This window comes from Bacteroides sp. An51A (assembly GCF_002161565.1).
GTDB lineage: Bacteria > Bacteroidota > Bacteroidia > Bacteroidales > Bacteroidaceae > Phocaeicola > Phocaeicola intestinalis.
Window position 1 is genome coordinate 247,589 of record NZ_NFIC01000005.1, and the last position, 20,426, is coordinate 268,014.

11 protein-coding genes are annotated in these 20,426 nt (G+C 46.3%); 2 read left to right on the forward strand and 9 right to left on the reverse strand.

The window, feature by feature from the left end; translation table 11 throughout:
* The first annotated feature begins 8 nt into the window (after positions 1-8).
* Entirely contained in the window at positions 9-1,226 is a 1,218-nt protein-coding gene (locus B5G04_RS11530) for a glycoside hydrolase family 88 protein (protein ID WP_087208637.1), read from the forward strand.
* Positions 1,227-1,534: 308 nt separating this feature from the next.
* On the opposite strand, the gene B5G04_RS11535 is transcribed toward B5G04_RS11530, so the two are convergent.
* From B5G04_RS11535 to B5G04_RS11575, 9 genes are all read right to left on the reverse strand, one after another.
* Entirely contained in the window at positions 1,535-4,030 is a 2,496-nt protein-coding gene (locus B5G04_RS11535) for a hybrid sensor histidine kinase/response regulator (RefSeq protein WP_087397250.1), read from the reverse strand.
* A 138-nt stretch (positions 4,031-4,168) separates the two neighbouring features.
* Positions 4,169-5,503, reverse strand: coding sequence for an MATE family efflux transporter (locus B5G04_RS11540; protein ID WP_087397252.1), 1,335 nt, complete (start codon positions 5,501-5,503; stop codon positions 4,169-4,171).
* Positions 5,500-6,741, reverse strand: a complete 1,242-nt coding sequence (locus tag B5G04_RS11545) for a pitrilysin family protein (protein ID WP_022040068.1) — start codon at positions 6,739-6,741, stop codon at positions 5,500-5,502. Before B5G04_RS11545 ends, B5G04_RS11540 begins: the two co-directional genes overlap by 4 nt.
* A gap of 75 nt (positions 6,742-6,816) precedes the next feature.
* Positions 6,817-7,575: a peptidylprolyl isomerase gene (locus B5G04_RS11550; RefSeq protein ID WP_239414092.1), complete on the reverse strand. Its 759-nt coding sequence runs from the start codon at positions 7,573-7,575 to the stop codon at positions 6,817-6,819.
* A gap of 454 nt (positions 7,576-8,029) precedes the next feature.
* Entirely contained in the window at positions 8,030-9,151 is a 1,122-nt protein-coding gene (locus B5G04_RS11555) for a SusE domain-containing protein (protein ID WP_158100098.1), read from the reverse strand.
* 31 nt (positions 9,152-9,182) lie between these two features.
* The gene (locus B5G04_RS11560; RefSeq protein WP_087397254.1) at positions 9,183-10,802 is read right to left on the reverse strand and encodes a RagB/SusD family nutrient uptake outer membrane protein; all 1,620 of its coding nucleotides are present in this window, start codon (positions 10,800-10,802) and stop codon (positions 9,183-9,185) included.
* 15 nt (positions 10,803-10,817) lie between these two features.
* On the reverse strand, positions 10,818-13,910 hold the full coding sequence (locus tag B5G04_RS11565) for a TonB-dependent receptor (RefSeq protein WP_087397256.1): 3,093 nt from the start codon (positions 13,908-13,910) through the stop codon (positions 10,818-10,820).
* A gap of 272 nt (positions 13,911-14,182) precedes the next feature.
* Positions 14,183-16,366 carry a glycoside hydrolase family 97 protein gene (locus B5G04_RS11570; RefSeq protein WP_087247468.1) on the reverse strand — a complete coding sequence of 728 codons (2,184 nt, stop codon included), beginning with the start codon at positions 16,364-16,366 and terminating at the stop codon, positions 14,183-14,185.
* 254 nt (positions 16,367-16,620) lie between these two features.
* Complete coding sequence (locus B5G04_RS11575) at positions 16,621-18,477, reverse strand: glycoside hydrolase family 13 protein (protein WP_087397259.1); 1,857 nt, start codon at positions 18,475-18,477, stop codon at positions 16,621-16,623.
* Positions 18,478-18,651: 174 nt separating this feature from the next.
* Between B5G04_RS11575 and B5G04_RS11580 the strand changes: the two genes are divergently transcribed.
* Positions 18,652-20,244 (forward strand): DUF6377 domain-containing protein, encoded by a 1,593-nt coding sequence (locus B5G04_RS11580; protein ID WP_087397261.1) that lies wholly within the window; start codon positions 18,652-18,654, stop codon positions 20,242-20,244.
* The last annotated feature ends 182 nt before the right edge of the window (positions 20,245-20,426 follow it).

Here is a 20,426-nt window from a genome sequence, read left to right on the forward strand (position 1 = left end):
AGGAAAATATGAAAACAAGAAATTGGTTGATTGGAATCGGGTTAGTTTGTCTGACGGCTTGTGCAGATACAAAATCTGGCGATGTGTCCGGGCGGTTTGATGCAGACGAAGCATTGGCATATTGTGATGCTCAGGTGCGCCGCACGTTAGACGAGCTGGCTCAACGCGACGGGGGAGTAGATTATACGATGATGCCCCGGAACATAGCCGACAGTGCCTCGCATTGGTACTGCAGCAAAGTGACAAAGGATGAGTGGTGTGCCGGCTTCTGGCCTGGTATCCTGTGGTATGATTATGAGTATACGAACGACCCTGCCATCCGGCAGGAGGCAGAGAAGTTTACCGCTTCGTTAGAATATCTCACCTATGAGCCTGCATACGACCACGATTTGGGATTCCTGATGTTTTGCAGTTATGGGAACGGCTACCGCCTGACACGTAATGAATCTTATCGGCAAGCTATCTTGCGCAGTGCCGAAGCCCTTTCGGCATTGTTCAATCCGAAGGTGGGTACCATGCTTTCGTGGCCCCGTAATGTAGCCATGTTTGGTGGGCATAATACCATAATGGACAATATGATAAACCTGGAGATGTTGTTTTGGGCGGCAAAGAACGGAGGCGATAAAAAGCTGTATGATATGGCGGTGTCCCACGCCGATACCACGATGAAATATCATTTCCGTCCCGACTATACATCGTATCACGTGGCTGTATATGATACCTTGACGGGCGAGTTTGTCAAGGGAGTCACCCATCAGGGATATGACGATAACAGCATGTGGGCACGTGGGCAGGCATGGGCTATTTATGGCTATACGGTGGTATATCGCGAAACGAAAGAGCCGCGTTTCCTCGATTTCGTGCAAAAGGTGGCAGACGTGTATCTGGAACATTTGCCCGATGATTATGTTCCTTATTGGGATTTTAATGACCCTGCCATTCCATACGCGCCCCGCGATGCTTCGGCTGCCTGTGTAGTAGCTTCGGCATTGCTTGAATTATCCGGATATGTATCACCGGAAAAGGGGCAGGAATACAAGAAGGCTGCAGTCTGTATGCTGGAAAGCCTGAGTTCGGACAAATACCGTAGCGGGAAAAGCAAGCCGGCTTTCCTGTTGCATTCCACCGGAAATTATCCGAGTCATTCCGAAATCGATGCGGCAATCATCTATGCCGATTATTATTACATTGAAGCATTGATGAGGCTGAAGCAGATGAAACTGTAGGCAGGTGGGTGATTATTCTTGCCGGATAGTTTGATTATGGCTTAAAAAGTATATCTTTGCGGTAAATGATAAAACAATTCACCACAGGAGAGGACACTGGGGAATATCTGTTTGCTGTTATCCGATTTTACGATGTACGATTTCATGTCGGAATAGTAAATTGTCAACTCGTAAATAGAAAAGACTCTGTGTGCCTTCTGTGGTGAATTTTATATATTATTCTTTTAAAGAATATCCTCATTTTGCCAAATTGGCTGTTTGCGGATTCATTGGGAAATATTCCATCTTCTGCCTCTGAAACAGTTTTCTCATGTTGTAAACCGTTTTGCTTCTTCCATCACTTCATCGATACACTTCAATAGGTTGTCGGCATGTGTGCGCGTTTCTTCGCTCCAGGTGGTATCTCCACGGTGTGTTTCCAACCATAGTAACGAAGGGAGTGCATGCCGGGCTTCTATCATTGTGAAAGTGGGCAGCATTTTATGGGCAATTTCACCCAACTGGCGTACGGTGCCGTTTTCCAGTATTTGTAGGATGTGTTCGCGGTTTTTCTGTGTTTCGGTAAGAAAGGTGTTCATAATTTGGCGGGCAGCCTCGGGATCATCTTCCGAGAAAGCAGTCAGAGGGTTGAAGTTGAACCGTTTTTCTATAGATGTGTCGGGCAATTGTTTGGTCGGAACCGGAGTGGTTTGCCAGTCGGTATGCAGCGTGTGCTGGCATATCTTCAGCAGTTCCTGTTGGTTGAAAGGTTTGTAAAGACATCCTGCAAATCCTTGCGTGTGGAAGTCCGTTTCGCTCATGTCGCTTCGTGCAGTGATGGCGATAACGGGCACGGTGTGTGCTTGTGGTGTGTCTTGCTTACGTATTTCCTTCAGCAGTTCGAAACCGTTCATGACTGGCATCTGGATATCGGTCAGGATGAGGTCGACAGGTTCCGACTGTAGCAGGCGGAACAATTCTTCGGGACGGGTACAGCAGTGTATGAAAGGGATTTGGCTTGCTGGAAGGTGTGCGAAGAGGTTGCGGAACATAGCTTCGGTGAGATTCAGCTGGATACGATCGTCGTCGATAAGCAGGATGTGTGCCTGCCTGTCGGCATGTAGTCTGATGGGGTCGGTCGTTTCCGGACGTATTGTCTGGGCTAGGGGAAGGGGAAACGATATGTGGAACACGCTGCCCTTTCCGGGGCTGCTCTGGATGTGGATGTCTCCCTTCAGCAGTTCCACCAGTTTGCGTGTAATGGACAGGCCTAGTCCGAAACCTTCCTGCCCTTGTGCGCTGCGCAGGCGGGTGAATTCATGGAATATGCGTGCCTGTTCTTCGGAAGTCATACCGCATCCAGTATCTTTCACACTGAACTGGAAAGAGTTATTTCTATAGCTGATGCTTAGGGTAATAGAACCTTTTTCTGTGAATTTCAGCGCGTTCGACAGCAGGTTTTCTGCTATTTGCCGGATACGGAAGGGGTCACCTTCCAGGTTCAGGGATGGAGTTACATGTTCATCGAATATGAAAGCAAGTTGTTTTTTTTCGGCAATAGGTAAAAAGCTGTGGTAAATATTATCGAACAGTTCGTGAGGATTGAAGCTGACAGGATGCAGGTCCATTTTGCCTGCTTCCAGCCGGTGGTAATCGAGCAAGGATGTGACAAGGTCGAGCAGGTGGCGTGCCGAGTTTTGCATATTGTGCAGGTAGAACAGCTGGCGCCGGTCGTTCACCAGGCGGATGAGCAGGTCTATGTATCCGATAATGGAACCGGCGGGTGCCTTGATGTCGTGTGTAATGGTGAGCATCAGTTTTTCGCGTGCCAGAAGGAGGTTTTCGGCATATTGCTTCGATTTTTCCAGTTCGTGACGATAGTGGTTGCTTCGGGTGATGTCGCGCCAGATGATGATGAAAAACACCAGTGCCAACAGTACGGCAAGGATGGCTATGGTAGCCATTGTATGTGCGGCTTGCTGGCGGATGTCGTGTTCGTGCATTACGCGGCGCTCCATGGCTGCCTGTTCATCGGCTTCAATGGTATCCAGTAATTGGTTTACCCGTTTGCTTAGCATGTTTCCGGCTATGCGGAGCTGGTTGATGCGTACGTCAAGGGTGCGTTGTTGTTCTTGCCGGCTTTGGAACACCTTGTGTTGAATGGTGGTGAGCATACTGGCGATGGTATCGACAGGATTGTATGCTTCATCGATGGTATCGGTATATACCTCTTGCACAACGTTGTTCACTTGGGTAGAGTCGGGCTTTCCCGGAGCAAAGAGGTCGGCTAGCCGGCGGAAGAATTTCTTGGGTTTATGATGGATGGTGTAGGTATTGCGGTGTGTTACGATACGGCGCTGCACATGTGTGCCGCTCAGGATAGAGTCTTGTTGCAGGATGAGGCTGTCTATCTGCTGGCGGTAAAGTTCATCGGTAGGGCTTTCGCGTATTACTTCCAGTACGCGCAACATGTTCCATTCTTTTTGTTTCAGAAGTAAGCTTACGGTGTCCAGACGTGCTTGCTGGAGGGTGTCGGTCAGCAGGTTGCGGAGTGAGTCGATGAGTACGCCGGTTTCTTTCATTGTTTTTCTGTAGCGCGGATATTCGTCCAGGCTGCCTGCGCGCAGTGTCTGTCCGATAATCTCGGCATCGTAGAGCTTGGTTACTATCTGATGGGTTGTTTTCCGGCGTGCACTGATGGTTTCCTCAATGCCTGTAGGGGCAGTAAGTAAGTTCATTTGGCGGTAGATGTAGCCGATAGCACCGAAAAGCAGGGCGGTCAGCAGGATAAATCCGAATGCTATTTTAGTGGAAGTGGAAAACATTTTTGTAATTAACAATTATCAATTAATAATTAACAATTAGCAATTAACATCAAGTTGTAGTCAGGTGCCGATACCCTTTTGCACCGGTTTCATCAGCAAGACTCTAGGCTTTTAACTCCTGATTCACATCGCTTACAATTAATAACGGGTATTGCCCAGTGTCTTTACTTTATATCGGAAGCGGAGGTAGTACATGATTCCTGCACTGGTGAGTCCGAACGGGAATGCCATCCAGATACCCGTGATGCCCCAATTGAGGGTAAATCCGAAGATATAGCCAAGGGGGAGTGAGATGACAAAGTAGGCAATGAAAGAGAACAACATCATTGGACGTACATCGGCTATCCCTCGCAGGGCATTGGCGAAGTTGATTTGAAGTCCGTCGCCGAACTGGTAGAGCAGGAATGGCACAATGACTTGTGCCACCATCAGGCTGACAGAGGCATCATCGGTAAACCATCCGCCGATATGGTGACGTAGCAGATAGATGGGTACGGAGGTACAGATTATCATTACCAGAATGATATGGAAACCTGTATTAGCCGTACGGTTCACGTTGTAAAAATCATGTTGCCCCAAGAAATTGCTGATGCGTACTGATACGGCTGCTCCCATGCCATAATACATCATAAAGCAGATTTGCGACACGGCTATCATTACTTGGTAAGTGGCAAGTTCGGTACTTCCCAGCCAGCCCACCATAATGGCACTGAGGCTGAAAGAGGCCGTTTCCATACCCATCTGTGCAGCAATGGGCCATCCCAGCCGGTTGAGCAGAGTGAAGTCGGCCCGATTGATCTTGCCTGTGGAGAAACCTTTGCGGAAATGCTGGTAGCGGTTGGTGAAGAAAAACAAAACCACGTATGCCACTACCATCAGGATGCGGGAGATGAGGGTGGAAAGTCCGGCACCGGTCAGTCCCATTTCAGGAAGCCCCAGTTTGCCATAGATGAGAATATAGTTGCCGATGATGTTCAGCAGGTTTCCGCCCAGCAGGATCCACATTGACACTTTCGTGTCGGTGATACCATCGGAGAATTGTTTGAAGGCATTGAACCACAGCACGAACGGCAATGAGACGAACAGCACCATAAAGTACGGACGCATATAGGGAATCAGTTCGTCGGGTTGTCCCAGCCGGTCAAGATTGAGGTAGAGTGCCAGTAGCAGGGCACATACCAGTGCCGCCAGCACGGTATTTGCCAGCAGGCTGTTTTTTAGCACTTGTCCGGTCTCGAATGTTTTTTTTTCTCCGAAAAGCCGTCCCACCACCGGTGTTAGTCCGTAAGCAAACCCGGTGCTGAAGATGATGGCAAGATTGAACATATTATTGACAAAACTGGCGGCGGCAAGCTCTACCGAGCTATGGTGTCCCACCATAATTGTGTCGGCAAAGCCCAGCACAATGACGCCTATCTGGCCGATAACGATGGGAAGCCCTAAGCCAAGCAGGGCACGGTAGTGTGTGTTCATGTGTTTTTTGCTTTATAATAAAGAATGCTGCAATTTTCGGGCACGAATGTTTTCCGGGCAGTTTCCTGTACTTGTCCGGTGGTGATGGCCCGGTACTTGTCTACTTCGCGGTTGATGTCTTCTGCCTTGCCTATCAGTTCGAAATAAGCCAGGTTGGTGGCTACGTTCAGGTAATTCAGGTTGTTGAATATCTGTTCGCTTTCGTAGCGGTTTTTCACTTTTTCCAGCTCAGCTTCAGAGACGGATGGCGTTTTCAGTTTGTCCAGTTCTTCCCACACGGCTTTTTCGGCTTCTTCCAGAGATATGCCTGCGGCAGGCTTGCCGGTAATGTGCAGCAATCCTTCGTCAAGGCTTCCTGATATGTAGGCATCAATGGATGCGAAAAGTTTCTTTTCCTGTACCAGGTTTTGGATAAAACGCGATGACCTGCCGTTCGACAAGAGGTCGGTGATGAGGTCGTACACGTAATATTCGGGTTGGAACCGGTTGCATATATGGAATGCCATATATAGGGCATCGATAGGTACTTTGCGCGTTACGGTAAGCCGGCGGACGGAGGTTTGCTTCCGTTCGGTGGGTAAGTGGCGTTCGGGTATTTTGCGTGCCGGGATGGGACCGAACCATTTTTGTGCCAGACGTACGGTGTCTTCAAACGGGATGTGCCCTGTTACGGATAAGATGGCGTTGTTTGGCGCATAAAAACGGTAGAAAAAGTCTTTCACTTCTTCCAGTGTGGCATTGGCGATATGGCTGATTTCTTTCCCGATGGTGGGCCAGCGGTAAGGATGATCCTGATAAGCCATTTCGCGAAGCAGGTGTGAGGCATCTCCATAAGGCTGGTTCAGGTTGCGCTGTTTGAATTCTTCTATTACCACTTGCCGTTGCACTTCCAGGCTTTGAGGACTGAAGTCTAGGCTCAGCATACGGTCGCTCTCCAGCCAAAAGCCGGTCTCTACGTTCTGGTAGGGGAGTGTAATGTAGTAGTTGGTGATGTCGGTATTGGTCCAGGCGTTGTTTTCGCCTCCGGCATTTTGTACGGGAGTGTCGTAGTCGGGGATGTTTGCTGAACCTCCGAACATCAGGTGTTCGAACAGATGTGCGAATCCTGTATGGTCGGGGTCTTCGTCACGCGACCCTACATTGTACAGGATATTGAGCGCTACCATTTGGGTGGAGCGGTTTTCGTTATGCACAATACGCAGTCCGTTTTCCAATGTATAATGGTTTACCTTTATCATATAAGTGAAGAATTAAGAATGAAGAATGAAGAACCGCTTCGCCCGCATGGAAAATTCTTCATTCCTCATTCTTCATTAATTAATAATGCTTGCTTTGGTGATACGGATGTTTTCCGTCGGGCGGTCTGCCTTGTTGGTTTTGGCTGCCTCAATTCGTGCCACGGCATCCATTCCTTCCACTACTTCACCAAATACGGTATAGTCGCCATCCAAATGGGGTGCTCCGCCTTCTGTTGTGTAAATCTTGATTTGTTCGGGGGTGAATCTGCGGATACCTTCTTGCAGTTGTTGTGCCTTGGCTTGCGCTTCCAAGGTATCCTGAAGGGCAAGCAGGCCAGCCATATCGTTAGCCTTGCGCATCTTGTAGATTTCCTTCATGTGCTTGCGGGCGAGGTTCTGGAAGATGGTGTCCAGACGTCCTTGGTTGATGTTTTTTTCCATTTGGATAAGCTGGTCTTCACTGAACACGTTACCTGTCACGATATAAAATTGGCATCCCGATGAGGCGCGTTCAGGATTGACGTTGTCGGGCTGGCGTGCGGCAGCCAGTGCACCACGCTTGTGGTAGCGTGTGTCGACAAATTCGGCCGGTATAGTGTAACCCACGTCTCCGCTTCCCAATGAAGCCGTATCATTGGCGGTTTTGCTGGTGGGGTCTCCTGCCTGAATCATGAAGTTTTTGATAACGCGGTGGAATAGTGTGCCGTCATACACGCCCTCTTTCACCAGCTTGATGAAATTGTCGCGGTGTTTCGGGGTTTCATTGTATAGCTTTACGGTAATGTCGCCCATTGTGGTTTCCAGACATACCAAAGTTTCGTCTCCGTTTGTCATAAATTTGTTCGTTTTGCGATTGCCCGTGCAGGCGATGCTGCAGGCTATCAGGGTTAATAAAAAGATTGCTTTTCTCATAATTCGAGGTGTTTGCTGTGCAAAGGTACGAAAAGGCATCCAGTTTTTGGGAAAATTGGATGCAGAAATTTGTTGTTATCCTTTGCGCGATATGAAATTATGCATTTGGATTGATGCTATATTGGACACAACCCACACTGCATGTGGGGAAAAATGCTCACTTGCCTGTTACGTATGACAGATGTCATATATGGATAATACAAATTTGTAAGATTCTACACTGGCAGGATAAAGAAAACATTTTTTAGAGAAAAGATACGCATTTCTGGATAACAAAAGCCCCCGAACCGCTCTTTGCAGCCGGGGGCTTTGTCTTGAGTGTAAGTTTAACTATTACTTTTTGAGTAATATTCGGAATATGCCATTTAACGGCTCATCATTCTGCTCCGTAATCTTCATCATTAAGTTCGTAGGTCATGTTGCTTGAGTTGTTCAAGTTAACGTAGATACGATAGCTGCCCGCAGTAGCGATCTTAATATTGTCTTGCGTGTTCAATCCACCGTCGCTTGTACCTCCGAACCATGTACCGTTGTCGGTCAGAAATTTGATTTCATCGTTTGCCGCAAATGTGTAGTCAATATAGAAACGTTGGCGTTCCGGATCGAATTGCATTTCATTTTCGGGTTTGGATGTATCCCAAGTCAGCCCTGACGCGCTGCCTACCAAGAACAAGGCATCGAAGCTGAGGTTGTTGGTCAGCAACAGCGTTGAGTTATTGAACTGGAAGCGGTAGTAGCGGTGGCTATAGCAAGCGATATTTCCCGATCCTCCATCGTTAATCAGTTGTATGCTGGGTGCTTCGGCTTCGGGTGCAGCCGCACTTCCGTCAAGTCCCCAGTTTCCATTATCCCAATTAGTGTCTCCTGTCAGCTTGAAGCCTTTGCCTTTGTTTTCTCCAAAGTCGATGATGCCTTCAAAGTTAACAGCATCCTCACTGAAACTGAAGAGTGATTGTGCGGTATCCCATCCCCATCCGCTGTAATCACCGACGGCGTACACTTCAGGGTATTGGATGTCGGCACTGTATGGGGTGATATTTAGCGTCAGTACATTTGAAAGAAGTGGGTTTGCAGCTTCAGAAATAGAAGATGACAAACGGATTTCAAAATCGCGTGCGCTAAAATCTTCTTCAATGCCGTATGTACGTAGCAATGTGAGAATGTTAGCATTTAGGGTACCTATGGTTATTTCTTGTGATGTAGCGGTTGATACAGATGCTAATTGTATGGCATTAGCAAAATCATTACCCGCTAAGTCAAAATCAATGGTTGTAGTGACAATGGCATCATATCCAAAGTCTGGTGCTGTCCATTCCAAGGTAAACGCCGTATTTTCCGAATAGCGTGATTCCAGTACATAGCTGGTTGTTGCAGGAGTAGCCAAAACGGCAGCTTTTGTGCTTTCCACATTGTAGGTAACTTTTTCCAAGTCGTTTTCACAAGCGGTGAAAGCTAGGGCTATTCCTAATACAGATATATAGTTGAGTAGCTTTTTCATGTTCTGTTCTACTTTAAAGTTAAACGGTAAATTAATAACCCTCATTTTGTGTCAGACTAGCGTTGACGCTCAAATCTGTGGTTGGAATAGGATAAAGATTGTAATGGTTGTCTACGCCTACACCAGTCGGTGTCCCTCCTTTTTCAACCCACAAATAGTTATTCGAAGTAAATAATCCATAACGGATAAGATCTGTACGGCGTGTACATTCGAAGTACATTTCGCGTTGACGTTCATTCAACAAGTTGCCGTATTGTACACTGGTACTAGTGCCACCCACATTGGCGTTAGCGGTCAGCCAACTGCTGCCAATAGTAGAAGCTCCGCCTCGTAGGCGAAGGGCATTGATATATCCTACAGCCGTTTCTAAATTTCCACCTTGTCCGCCACGTGCTACGGCTTCGGCATAGTTCAGGTAGATTTCACCCAAGCGGAAGAAAGGGAAGTCAGTGTCGGGGAAGGTGGCGTTCTTGCCTGGATTCCCGTTACTGTCAAGGTTGGTGAACTTGAACACAGACCATCCCTGCGTATCAAAAGTAAGGTTCGATGTGGTAATATCTACACTTTTTCCTTCGCTGTAGAATATGCCTCGCTTGTCGGTGATGTTGTCGGCAGTCCAAGTAGATTCATCGCTGCTGGGGAACTCGAATACACGCACCAAATTGCCTGTACCGCGGAATCCTGCCCATCCGCCACTAATGCCGCTTTCTGCACCTTGGGCACTTCCTCGTGTTCCAAGGATAATCGCTCCGATGCCGTATGATTGTGCGGTTTCGCCGTCTGCCATAATGGGGAAGATGATTTCCTTATTAGCCGCTGGGTTCTCACCGTTGTCTGCCATGAAGAGTTCGGCATAGTTATCGGCAAGGCTATAGCCTGCATTGATTACATTATTACAACGGGTGATGCAGTCGGTATAACGTTCTGTACCGGTGTACACTTCTGCATTGAGGTACATGCGGGATAACAAAGCGTCTACCGCTGCTTTTCCAGCGCGTCCATAATCAGCTTTCACTGGTAAAGCATCATAGATGGCAATCAATTCACTTTCAATCCAATTGAATAATTCAGCACGTGATAACTGTGTGGGTGTCAATGAATAGTTGGATTCAGTGATGAAAGGCGGACGTCCAAATAAATCCATCAATGAATAATATGCCAATGCACGACAGAAACGGGCTTCGGCTGCATATTGGGCTTGATTGATTTCAGTGGGTGCGTTGCCGATGTTCTTCATGAAGTCGTTCACCAAAGCTACAATGTACATGGCGCGCTGGTAAGCTCCTTCAATAGGTTCAACTTGTGCCGTAGTCCATGTAATGGAGTTCATGGAAGAAACCCAAGCATCAGGCCATGCGTTCTTGGTTTCGTCAGTAGGGGTAGTCTGCAGGGTAAACCAGCAGCGGAGCAATACCGTATTACCGGGGTCCAGTCCGGCAATGTCAGAATCGCCTGCACCGTTTTGTCCGGATAGCGCCCATACTGAATAGATTTTATTTAAAGCCATCGTATAGCTTTCAGCACTGTCGTATGCAACATTGGAAGTTACCACATTGGGATCCAACGGGAATACGTCAAGATCGTTTACGCAGCTTGTAAAAGAAAATAAACCAGCTGCAAGTAAGGATGTTGTAATATATTTCAGTTTCATAATTATCTAATGGTATTAAAAGTTAAGATTGAGCCCTAAAGTAAATGTGCGTGGACGTGGCCATATCGTGCCGTCTATACCGTTTACACCAGGTATTTCCGGATCAAGTCCTGAATATTTTGAAATAGTGAACACGTTCTGTACGGATGCACTGATACGTCCCGAAATCTTATCGGTAAAGAACTTGTCGAAAGTGTATCCCAATGTGATATTATCCATCTTCAAATAAGAAGCGTTTTCCAAATAAAGGTCGGTCAATTTGCCTTCAGTGCTGCTGGTGTACTTAAACCCATTGGTGTATTCTACGGCATCTTTGTTGATGTTGGACAAAGTTCCCAAACCTCCATAATTGTTATATGAACCATTGTCGGCTGCTTGAGCATTAAATGCGTAGTTGCCGATGCTGGCACGCAAGTTAAAGCCCAAATCCCAGTTTTTCCATTGGAATTGTGAACTGAATCCCATATATACGTCAGCTAACGGGCTCTTGTTCGTGAAATAACGGTCACCATCGTCAATCGTACCGTTACCGTTACGGTCTACAATCGCATTTTGGATAGGGTTGCCATTCTCGTCATACACTTGTTGGTAAGTCCAGAATGTATAGGGAGCGTATCCTACTTGATGTCTCGATAATGGTGTGTTTGTACCAAAAGGTGCTGTTGCAGCTACAATACCTTCATAGTCAGGGTTGAACCCTGCAGTCAGTTTGGTTATTTTACTATCATTCCATGTTACGTTATAACCAATGTTCCAAGAGAAGTCTTTTGTTTGGATAGCTACGGCGTTGACATTGAATTCGACACCTTTATTCTCCATTTCACCCACGTTTGCGGTAATCTGGTTAGTGAAGTTAGTTCCAGCAGGTGCGCTAACCGTATTCAGCAAGTCTTTGGTCTTCTTGATGTAGAATTCCAAGCTACCGCTGATACGTCCGTTCAGGAATCCATAGTCAACAGCTACATTATATGTATGTGTTTCTTCCCATTTCAAGTCTGGGCTATAGCCATCGGGCTTTAATAGGAAAGTGCCGTTATACATTGTATTGGTGTTGCTGCTGATAGCGTATTTGGTAAGATACATATAGTCACCGATGTCTTGCTGTCCTGTTACACCATAACCTAAACGGAGTTTTAAGTTGGACAATACATCACGGGTATTTTCCATGAAATTTTCGTTAATGATGCTCCATGCCAAAGCTACAGAAGGGAACAGACCCCAACGGTTGTTTTCACTGAATCGTGAAGAACCGTCGCGGCGTAAGGTAGCTGTCAATAAGTAACGATCCATTAAGTTATAATTCAAACGTCCGAAGAAAGAAACCAAGTAATTCTCCCACGGATTATGGCGGCTGTCATCACGCAAGTAGCGTTGTTCGCTTTCGTTCCATGTCCAGCCTGCAGGGGCACTGATACCGGCAAATTCTCCTACAGCCGGATTGGATTTCTGCTGTGTAAAGTCATTGTAATAGAAATGTTGCCAAGAGTAACCTACCATCAAATCTACATTACTTTTAATAGGTTCGAAGTAGTGTACATAATTGGCATAGAAATCCAGCAAGTGGTTTCGGCGCAGATTGCTCCATGAACCTCCTTGTCCCAGCATGGGGAAGTCGGTATCTTTTGTTGCTTGGAATGAGTAGGGATTCACAAAGTTGTCTCCTGTGGTTTTGGCAACGTCATAACCTAAGTTCAGGTTCAGGCGCAGGTCTTCGAACCCGTGAATCTTGTAATCCAGCTGGATGTTGCCCAAACTACGTTTTGTAGTACCTTGGTTGTTTACATCGAGGAGCAGAGACAAAGGGTTGGTCGTAGCGTTCACATCTGGCATGTAAGTGCCATCAGCCTGTGTGTTTGTATGGTTATAGAAGCCGTTGTAACCGTTAAGACCTTCTGTATAGTTTCCTTCTGCATAGACGGGCTTGGTCGGGTCGTATGAAATAGCTGCACCTACTGCACCAGAATCTGCAAAACGGTTGTTATTGATAGTCCCTTTTACGTTGATGTCTATACTTAAATGGTCATCAAAAAACTTCGGGCTTAAGTTTACGGCTGCTGTATAACGCTCATAGTCAGATGTCTTTAGTGTACCACGTTCTTTGTTATAACCGAACGATACACGGAAAGGAAGGAAACCTGCCTTACCTGCAACTGCAATGTTTTGGTCGGTGCTTAAGCCTCTTTGGAAAATTTCATCTTGCCAGTCGGTGTTTACGTTGGGATACATGCCTAAATTGGCTTCGATGGTGTTGTACACGTCTTGTCCGGCATATTGGTTCAGCATTGTTTGGCGGAATTCGTCGCCGTTCATCACGTTCACGCGGTTGTACGGATCTTTATAAGAATACGTGCTGTTATAAGTCACTTTAATCTTTCCTTCCGCTCCCTTCTTAGTGGTGATGATGATGACACCGTTTGATGCGCGCGAACCGTAGATAGCTGTAGCCGAAGCGTCTTTCAATACGGTGAACGTAGCAATATCGTTCGGGTTTACGGTTGCCAAGGCATTCGGCGTGCCCGGAGCAGCATCGTTAGAAACAGGAATACCGTCGATGACAATCAGCGGGTCGTTGCTGGCGTTCAATGAGGCGCCGCTACGGATACGGATAGTAGAACCTGAACCTGGACCACCATCACCGCTGGTAACAGAAAGTCCCGGCACTTTTCCTTGCATTAATTCTTGAGGAGAAGTAACCGCACCGCGGTTGATTTCTTCAGCTTCGATGGCTACAACAGAACCACTCAAGTCACTTTTCTTTACCGAACCATAACCAATGACTACCACGTCTTCCAGCATTTGGCTATCGTCTTCCATTACTACGTTCATGTTAGCCGCTGCAGGAAGTTCCTGGGTTTTATATCCGATAAATGAGATGACGATAATGTCACCTTTTTGGGCATTAAGGGTAAAATTACCGTCGAAATCGGTAATCGTTCCATTGGTGGTACCTTTTACCACTACACTGGCTCCGATGACGGTTTCGCCTGTTTTGTCTTTCACTACTCCGTTGACCGTAATGCTTTGCGCAAAGGCTTGTACGGAGAACAGCATTCCCGCCAGCCATAGCAGCAGGAGCTTGTTTCGTCTTTTCAAATCTTTCATTTTCATGTTTATTAGTTTAAGTATGAATAATAAAATTGGTTCTCTCTTTCTGTAGCCTCCTCTAAATCCCCTCCCAGAGGAGGGGACTTGCGGATGCGTTTGTTTATGTATTTACCTATTGAGAACTGTATGTTTCTTTCTTTAATTTGAATACAGAGACACAAAGGCACAGAGATTTATTTTTATCTCTTGTGATTATGCCTTTAGTTTAACTATAAAAAGACTCTGTGTCCCGGTGTCTCTGTGTTCAAAAAATCATCCAACTAATCCTGAAAAAATCAATCTTTTATTTCCTTTATCGATATCGCGTATCCTCCGCCGATGCCGGCTTTCAAGTTCAGCTTGGTCTTGGCGGTCACTTTCTTTTTGGTAATGGTATATGCCTGCGGGTTATTGTCCCATGCGGTGCCTTTTGCATCGGCATAGATAGTTGCCTCATATTTTTTGTCCGGATCGAGGAAGTCGAGCGTAAGCTTCGACTCGTGTCCGTTATATCCTGCCGAACATCCTACATACCAGTCGTTCGAATGCTTGTCTTTACGGGCGATAGTGACATACTCTCCCGGTTCAGCTTCCAGGTATTCAGTCCTTTGCCAATCTACAGGCACGTCTTTGATAAACTGGAAAGCATCCATGAAACGCTCGTAGTTTTCCGGCACATCGGCAGCCATTTGGAGCGGACTGTACATCGTGACATACAAAGCAAGCTGGCGCACAAGGGTAGAACGTACACGCGACGTATTGGTCGGATTCATTTTGCTGCAATCTGTTTCGAAAATGCCCGGTGTGTAATCCATCGGTCCCCCTACCAGACGGGTAAACGGAAGTATAGTCGTATGGTTCACATTGCTTCCGCCGAAAGATTCGTATTCCGTTCCGCGGGCTGATTCGTTACCAATAAGATTCGGATACGTACGGCACAAGCCGGTAGGACGCACTGCCTCGTGGGCATTGACCATAATCTTATAGTCTGCCGCTTTGGTCACGGCGTAGAGATAATGGTTTACCATCCATTGTCCGTAGTGATGCTCGCCCCGCGGAATGATGTCGCCTACATAACCGCTCTTTACCGAACTGTAGCCATTGTCTACCATAAACTGGTATGCCTTGTCCATGTGGCGTTCATAGTTGCGTACCGATGAGGAAGTTTCGTGGTGCATCATCATCTCGATGCCTTTACCAGCTGCATAACGGTGGATTTCCTGTACATCGAAGTCGGGATAAGGGGTTACAAAGTCGAATACATAATCCTTGCTCTTTCCGAACCAGTCTTCCCAGCCTTGGTTCCAACCTTCCACCAATACGGCATCGAATCCATGCTTGGCTGCAAAGTCGATGTAGCGTTTTACGTTTTCGGTGTTGGCAGAGTGCTTGCCGTTCGGTTTGGTCTGCAAATAATCGGTTTCGCCCAATTTCACACTGTATACATCATCGGTATAAGCCCATGTGCCGCGTCCGGTAATCATATCCCACCATACGCCTACGTATTTTACGGGGTGAATCCATGACGTGTCGGCTATCTTGCAGGGTTCGTTTAAGTTTAAGGTGATGCGTGAAGCAAGAATGTCGCGTGCATCATCACTTACGATAACGGTACGCCAAGGCGAATTGCATGGAGTCTGCATGTAGCCCTTATCCCCTTTGGCATCAGGAGTCAACCAGGATTCAAATACCATATTCTTGTCATCCAGGTTCAGGCTCATGCACGAATAATCTACCAATGCCGCTTCGTGCAGGTTGATGTAAAGTCCGTCATCGGTCTTCATCATCAGTGCAGTCTGTACGCCGGTAGGAGAGAATACATATTGCGATGAGTTGGGGGTAACTGCTTCTTTCATCTTGCTACGGATTTCTGACAGGCGCGAAGTCGTGTAGTCATATTCCTGCGTGTCATAATCGCCCGGAATCCAGAAAGCAGTGTGGTCGCCACTCATAGCGAATTGCGAATGCTCTTCCTTTATAACGAAATAGTTTAGGTTTTGTTGTTGTGGAAATTCATAACGGAATCCCAGTCCGTCATTAAAGAGGCGGAAGCGGATAACGATGTAACGGTTGTTCATAGGCTGGTCGAGGGTAACTTCCAGCTCATTGTAGTGGTTGCGTATTTCGCTTTCTTCGCCCCATACCGGACGCCACGTTTCATCGAATGTAGAGGTGCGTGTGTCTTTGATTTTAAATCCGGTCATCAGATTAGCCCGTTTGTCTACTCCGGCTTTGTCTTTCATTTCGGTCCATTCGAAGTCGGTTTTCTTTTCGGGGTCTTCCCGTTTCAGTTCCAATCCCAATGTACTGGGCTTAATGACTGTTTTTTCTTTAAAGGTAAGGTCGTACACAGGTGCGCCTTGCTCATTGAGGCTGAAGTTCATCACCAGATTTCCGTCCGGCGAAGTCAACTTTTGCGCGCTTGCACAAAAGGCGAAGCCACACATTGCCATGAGGGCAAAACTTTTCTTGATGTTCATACGTTATCAGGTATTAAAAGTTAATGAAATTTGCGTTACAATTTTCTGAAAGCAAAATTATGTGTCTTTCAAACGATTTCTTCCCGTATGACGGAAAATATAAAGATGTATAAAGTGTAATTTACTGGTAATTAATATGCTAAGTATTGTTTATAAGTAGTAAAATAGAAACGGGATTTAAATGAAGAATGAAGAATTAAGAATGAAGAATAAGACATAAAGGTATTCTTCATTCTTAATTCTTCATTCTTCATTTAATTGAACTCCAGCAAGAGGATTTCCCTCGGTTGCAATTCCAATGTCTCGCCCAATGTTACGGTACGTCCGCTTAGAAAATCTTTGGCTTCCGCTTGAGGCAGGATTTCACGGTACGGAGTGAGATTGAGCGTCTGAGCCTGACCGGTTCCGTTCATCATTACCACCACCGAACGTCCGTCGTACTTGCGTTCGTACACATACGTTCCGCTTTGAATGGAATAATGCTTCAACGAACCTTTTCCCAATACGTCATTTCCCTTGCGCCAGTTCAAAAGCTTACGGGTAAAGTCGAAGGCTTCTTTTTGCAAGCCTTTGCGTCCTTCGGGAGTAAAGCTGTCCGTAGCGTCCCCTGTCCAGCCTCCGGGGAAGTCTTTGCGCAAGTCACCGTCTCCTTTCGCCTTGTCACCCGTCATCAGGATTTCAGTTCCGTAATAGATTTGCGGAATGCCTCGTGTGGTAAGTAGAAAGGCCAGAGCCTGCTTATAGCGGTTGATGTTTTGCGCTTTTTCGTCATCGGTAGTAAAGCGGGCGGTATCGTGATTATCGAAGAATGTCAGCAGGCTCATCGGATTGGCATATACCAAGTCTTGTGTCTGATAATCATACAGCTTGTATAATCCTCCTGCCCATTCGGTCGTTTCTTCATCGAAAGCCTGGTTCATCAGCCCCTGCAAGGGGAAGTCCATTACGGTAGGCAGATTAGAATTCTTCGGAGCAGCCAGTTTGCTGTCTTTTTGCCAATAGGATACCAACACGTTGCTGTTCAACCAGGTCTCGCCTACTATATTAAAATAAGGATACTCGTCCAATACTTCCTTACACCATTGACTCATGAAATCGTAATCGGCATACGGATGAGTGTCCTGACGGATACCGTTGATGCCTGCATATTCTATCCACCAGATGCTGCTTTGGATAAGATAGCGTGCCACGTGGCGGTTGCGCTGGTTCAGGTCGGGCATCACTTGGGTGAACCATCCGTCGGTGGCGATTTTCTTCTCATACTGGCTGGCATGTACGTCCATTACACTTGCCGTCTTGAATGAGGTTTGTACGTATTCGGAATGGAAGTTGAACCATTCTTTCGATGGCTTGTCGCGGAACAGGTAGTTTTCGCTTCCGCAATGGTTGAATATCATGTCCATAACGACTTTCAGTCCTTTGCTGTGTGCCTGGTCAACCAAAGTCTTGAACTCTTCGTTTGTTCCGAAACGGCGGTCTATCTGATAATAATCCGTGATGGCATAACCGTGGTATGAGCCGCTGGGCATATCGTTCTCTTGTGTGGGGTTGAGCCAGATGGCCGTTACGCCCAGGTCGGCAATGTAGTCTAAATGGTTGGCAATACCTGCCAAGTCACCTCCATGACGCGCGAACGGGTCATTGCGGTCTACCTTGTTCTCTTTCATGCCTTCTACAATGTCGTTTTCCGGATTGCCGTTGGCAAAGCGGTCGGGCATAATCAGGTAAAGCACGTCTTCGGAAGTGAATCCTTTCACGTCTTCGCCTTTGCGTGTACGTTGTTTCAGTTCGTAAGGGATGGTAGTGCTTTTTTTTCCTTGCGTCAGGTTGATGTCGAAAGTCTGTGCGGGTGCGTCCGAGAGGTCTACATATAAAAACAGATAATTAGGATTATCCTGCCGTACCGTTTCTTTCAAGATGATGTTTTTACCTGAAATGGAGACAGACGAAGAAGCGATGTTGTCGCCATAAAGCATGATTTGTAACTCCGGGTTTTTCATGTCTGCCCACCAGAAGTTTGGGGCTACCCGTTTGATTTCAACAGATTGCGCAGCGTGGCAGAAACCCAGAAAGGCGAATGCTGCCAGCAGTGTAAGCCATAGTTTTTTCATGGTCGTGGTTATTAATGGATTTATAATGAATTTATTCTTTTAACAAATATAGGAGATTTCAAAAACATTTTCTATCTTTGGAAATGGAATATAAAGGCATATATAGGATAAGATTCAGAATGTAAGATATTTGCCTTGGATTTAGTGACTGTAAAATATAAAAGGTTTGATATGATGAGAAAGTTCATTATGGGTGTGTTCCTTGCCTTTCTTTTGCCTTTTTACCTTTTTGCGGAAGAGAAAGTGTATGAACGTACTTTAAAAGAGTTGGATGAAATTATCGCCCGTAAGGATGAATACAGGGCAGAGCGCGAAAGGGCAATAACCCAATTGAAGCAGAGGCTTGCCAATGAACGGGACGGGGCGGTGAAGTATACCATCTGTGATGAACTGTTCAATCAATACTTGCATTATCAGGCAGATTCGGCATTACATTATGTGGATGAAATGCAGAAATACGTAAAGGATGTAAAAAAAAACGGAGCGGAAACCAAGATCATTATCAACCGTGCTGATGCGATGGGGGTAATGGGGGCATATCATGAAGCCTTACAGACTTTAGAGCAGATAGACCGCAACCAGGTGACTCCGGATGTGCGGGTGAAGTATTACTACGCTATGCGTACCTATTACGGTTGGATGGCGGATTACACCATTATCCATTCGGAGAAGGAAAAATACATCCGCAAGACTGCCTGCTACCGTGATTCGGTGCTGATGCTGGTGCCCGAAGGTCCCGGACGGAGCATTTCGCTGGCTGAAAAGATGTTGCTCGAATCGCAATTTAATTCCGCCATTCCAGTACTGAACAAAACCTTGTCTGCTCCGATGAGCATACAGGAAAAGACATATGTCAACTATACACTGGCATCAGTCTATGAAGCTAAAGGCGATGTCGAAATGCAGATTTATTATTTGGCACAGACCGCCATTATTGACCTCACCATGGCAGTGCGTGAATACGCTTCCCTCCAGCGGCTGGCATGGGCGCTTTACCGGCAGGGAGATATCGAACGGGCTTACCGCTATCTTCGTTGTTCGATGGAAGATGCCGTTGCATGCAACGCCCGTTTGCGTTTTTTAGAAGTGACAGAAGTGTTTCCCATCGTCAACGATGCCTACTTTGACAGTGTGGCGAACGAACGGCGTATGATGAATATCTTTTTCTTTACGTTGGCGGTGATAGCGGTGCTGCTCGTCATTGTGGCGTTACGCCTGTATTCATGGAACAAGAAATTATCGCTCATGCGGGTGAACCTTTCGGTGGCTAACAAAGAACTGAAGACGGTGAACGAAAAGTTGGCGCAAACTGGTAAAATAAAGGAAGTGTATATTGCCAGATATTTGGATAAATGCGTAAGTTATCTCGACAAACTGGAGCAATACCGGCGTTCGTTGGAAAAACTGGCAATGGCTTCACGCATCGACGATTTGTTCAAGACTATCCGTTCCGACCAGTTTTTGCGCGATGAACGAAAGAATTTTTATATGGAATTCGACAAGTCTTTCCTCGAACTCTTTCCTAATTTTATTGATGATTTCAATGCATTGCTAACGGACGACGGGAAAATATACCCCAAAAAAGGAGAGCTTTTGAGTACGGAGTTGCGTATTTTTGCCCTGATCCGCTTGGGGGTAACTGATACAGCCCGTATAGCTCATTTCTTAGGCTATTCGCTTGCTACGGTATATAATTACCGCAGCCGTATCCGCAATAAGGTGAAAGTAAATAAAGAAGATTTTGAGCAGGAGGTGATGAAGTTGTAGAACACGCCAAGCATGCTTTTGGATGAACATAAGTGAGTCGGACGTATCACTTATGAAAACGAATATATACTGCAACCGCTGATGAATATATACTGCATCTGCTGATGAATATATACTGCAACCGCTGATGAATATATACTGCATTGGCAAAGGCAGTACTACTGCGTTATTTGTATCCAGGG

Coding starts and splice junctions, on each gene's coding strand:
- B5G04_RS11530 (WP_087208637.1), top strand. CDS start 9: ATGAAAACAAGAAATTGGTTGATTGGAATCGGGTTAGTTTGTCTGACG.
- B5G04_RS11535 (WP_087397250.1), bottom strand. CDS start 4,030: ATGTTTTCCACTTCCACTAAAATAGCATTCGGATTTATCCTGCTGACC.
- B5G04_RS11540 (WP_087397252.1), bottom strand. CDS start 5,503: ATGAACACACACTACCGTGCCCTGCTTGGCTTAGGGCTTCCCATCGTT.
- B5G04_RS11545 (WP_022040068.1), bottom strand. CDS start 6,741: ATGATAAAGGTAAACCATTATACATTGGAAAACGGACTGCGTATTGTG.
- B5G04_RS11550 (WP_239414092.1), bottom strand. CDS start 7,575: ATGACAAACGGAGACGAAACTTTGGTATGTCTGGAAACCACAATGGGC.
- B5G04_RS11555 (WP_158100098.1), bottom strand. CDS start 9,151: ATGAAAAAGCTACTCAACTATATATCTGTATTAGGAATAGCCCTAGCT.
- B5G04_RS11560 (WP_087397254.1), bottom strand. CDS start 10,802: ATGAAACTGAAATATATTACAACATCCTTACTTGCAGCTGGTTTATTT.
- B5G04_RS11565 (WP_087397256.1), bottom strand. CDS start 13,910: ATGAAAATGAAAGATTTGAAAAGACGAAACAAGCTCCTGCTGCTATGG.
- B5G04_RS11570 (WP_087247468.1), bottom strand. CDS start 16,366: ATGAACATCAAGAAAAGTTTTGCCCTCATGGCAATGTGTGGCTTCGCC.
- B5G04_RS11575 (WP_087397259.1), bottom strand. CDS start 18,477: ATGAAAAAACTATGGCTTACACTGCTGGCAGCATTCGCCTTTCTGGGT.
- B5G04_RS11580 (WP_087397261.1), top strand. CDS start 18,652: ATGAGAAAGTTCATTATGGGTGTGTTCCTTGCCTTTCTTTTGCCTTTT.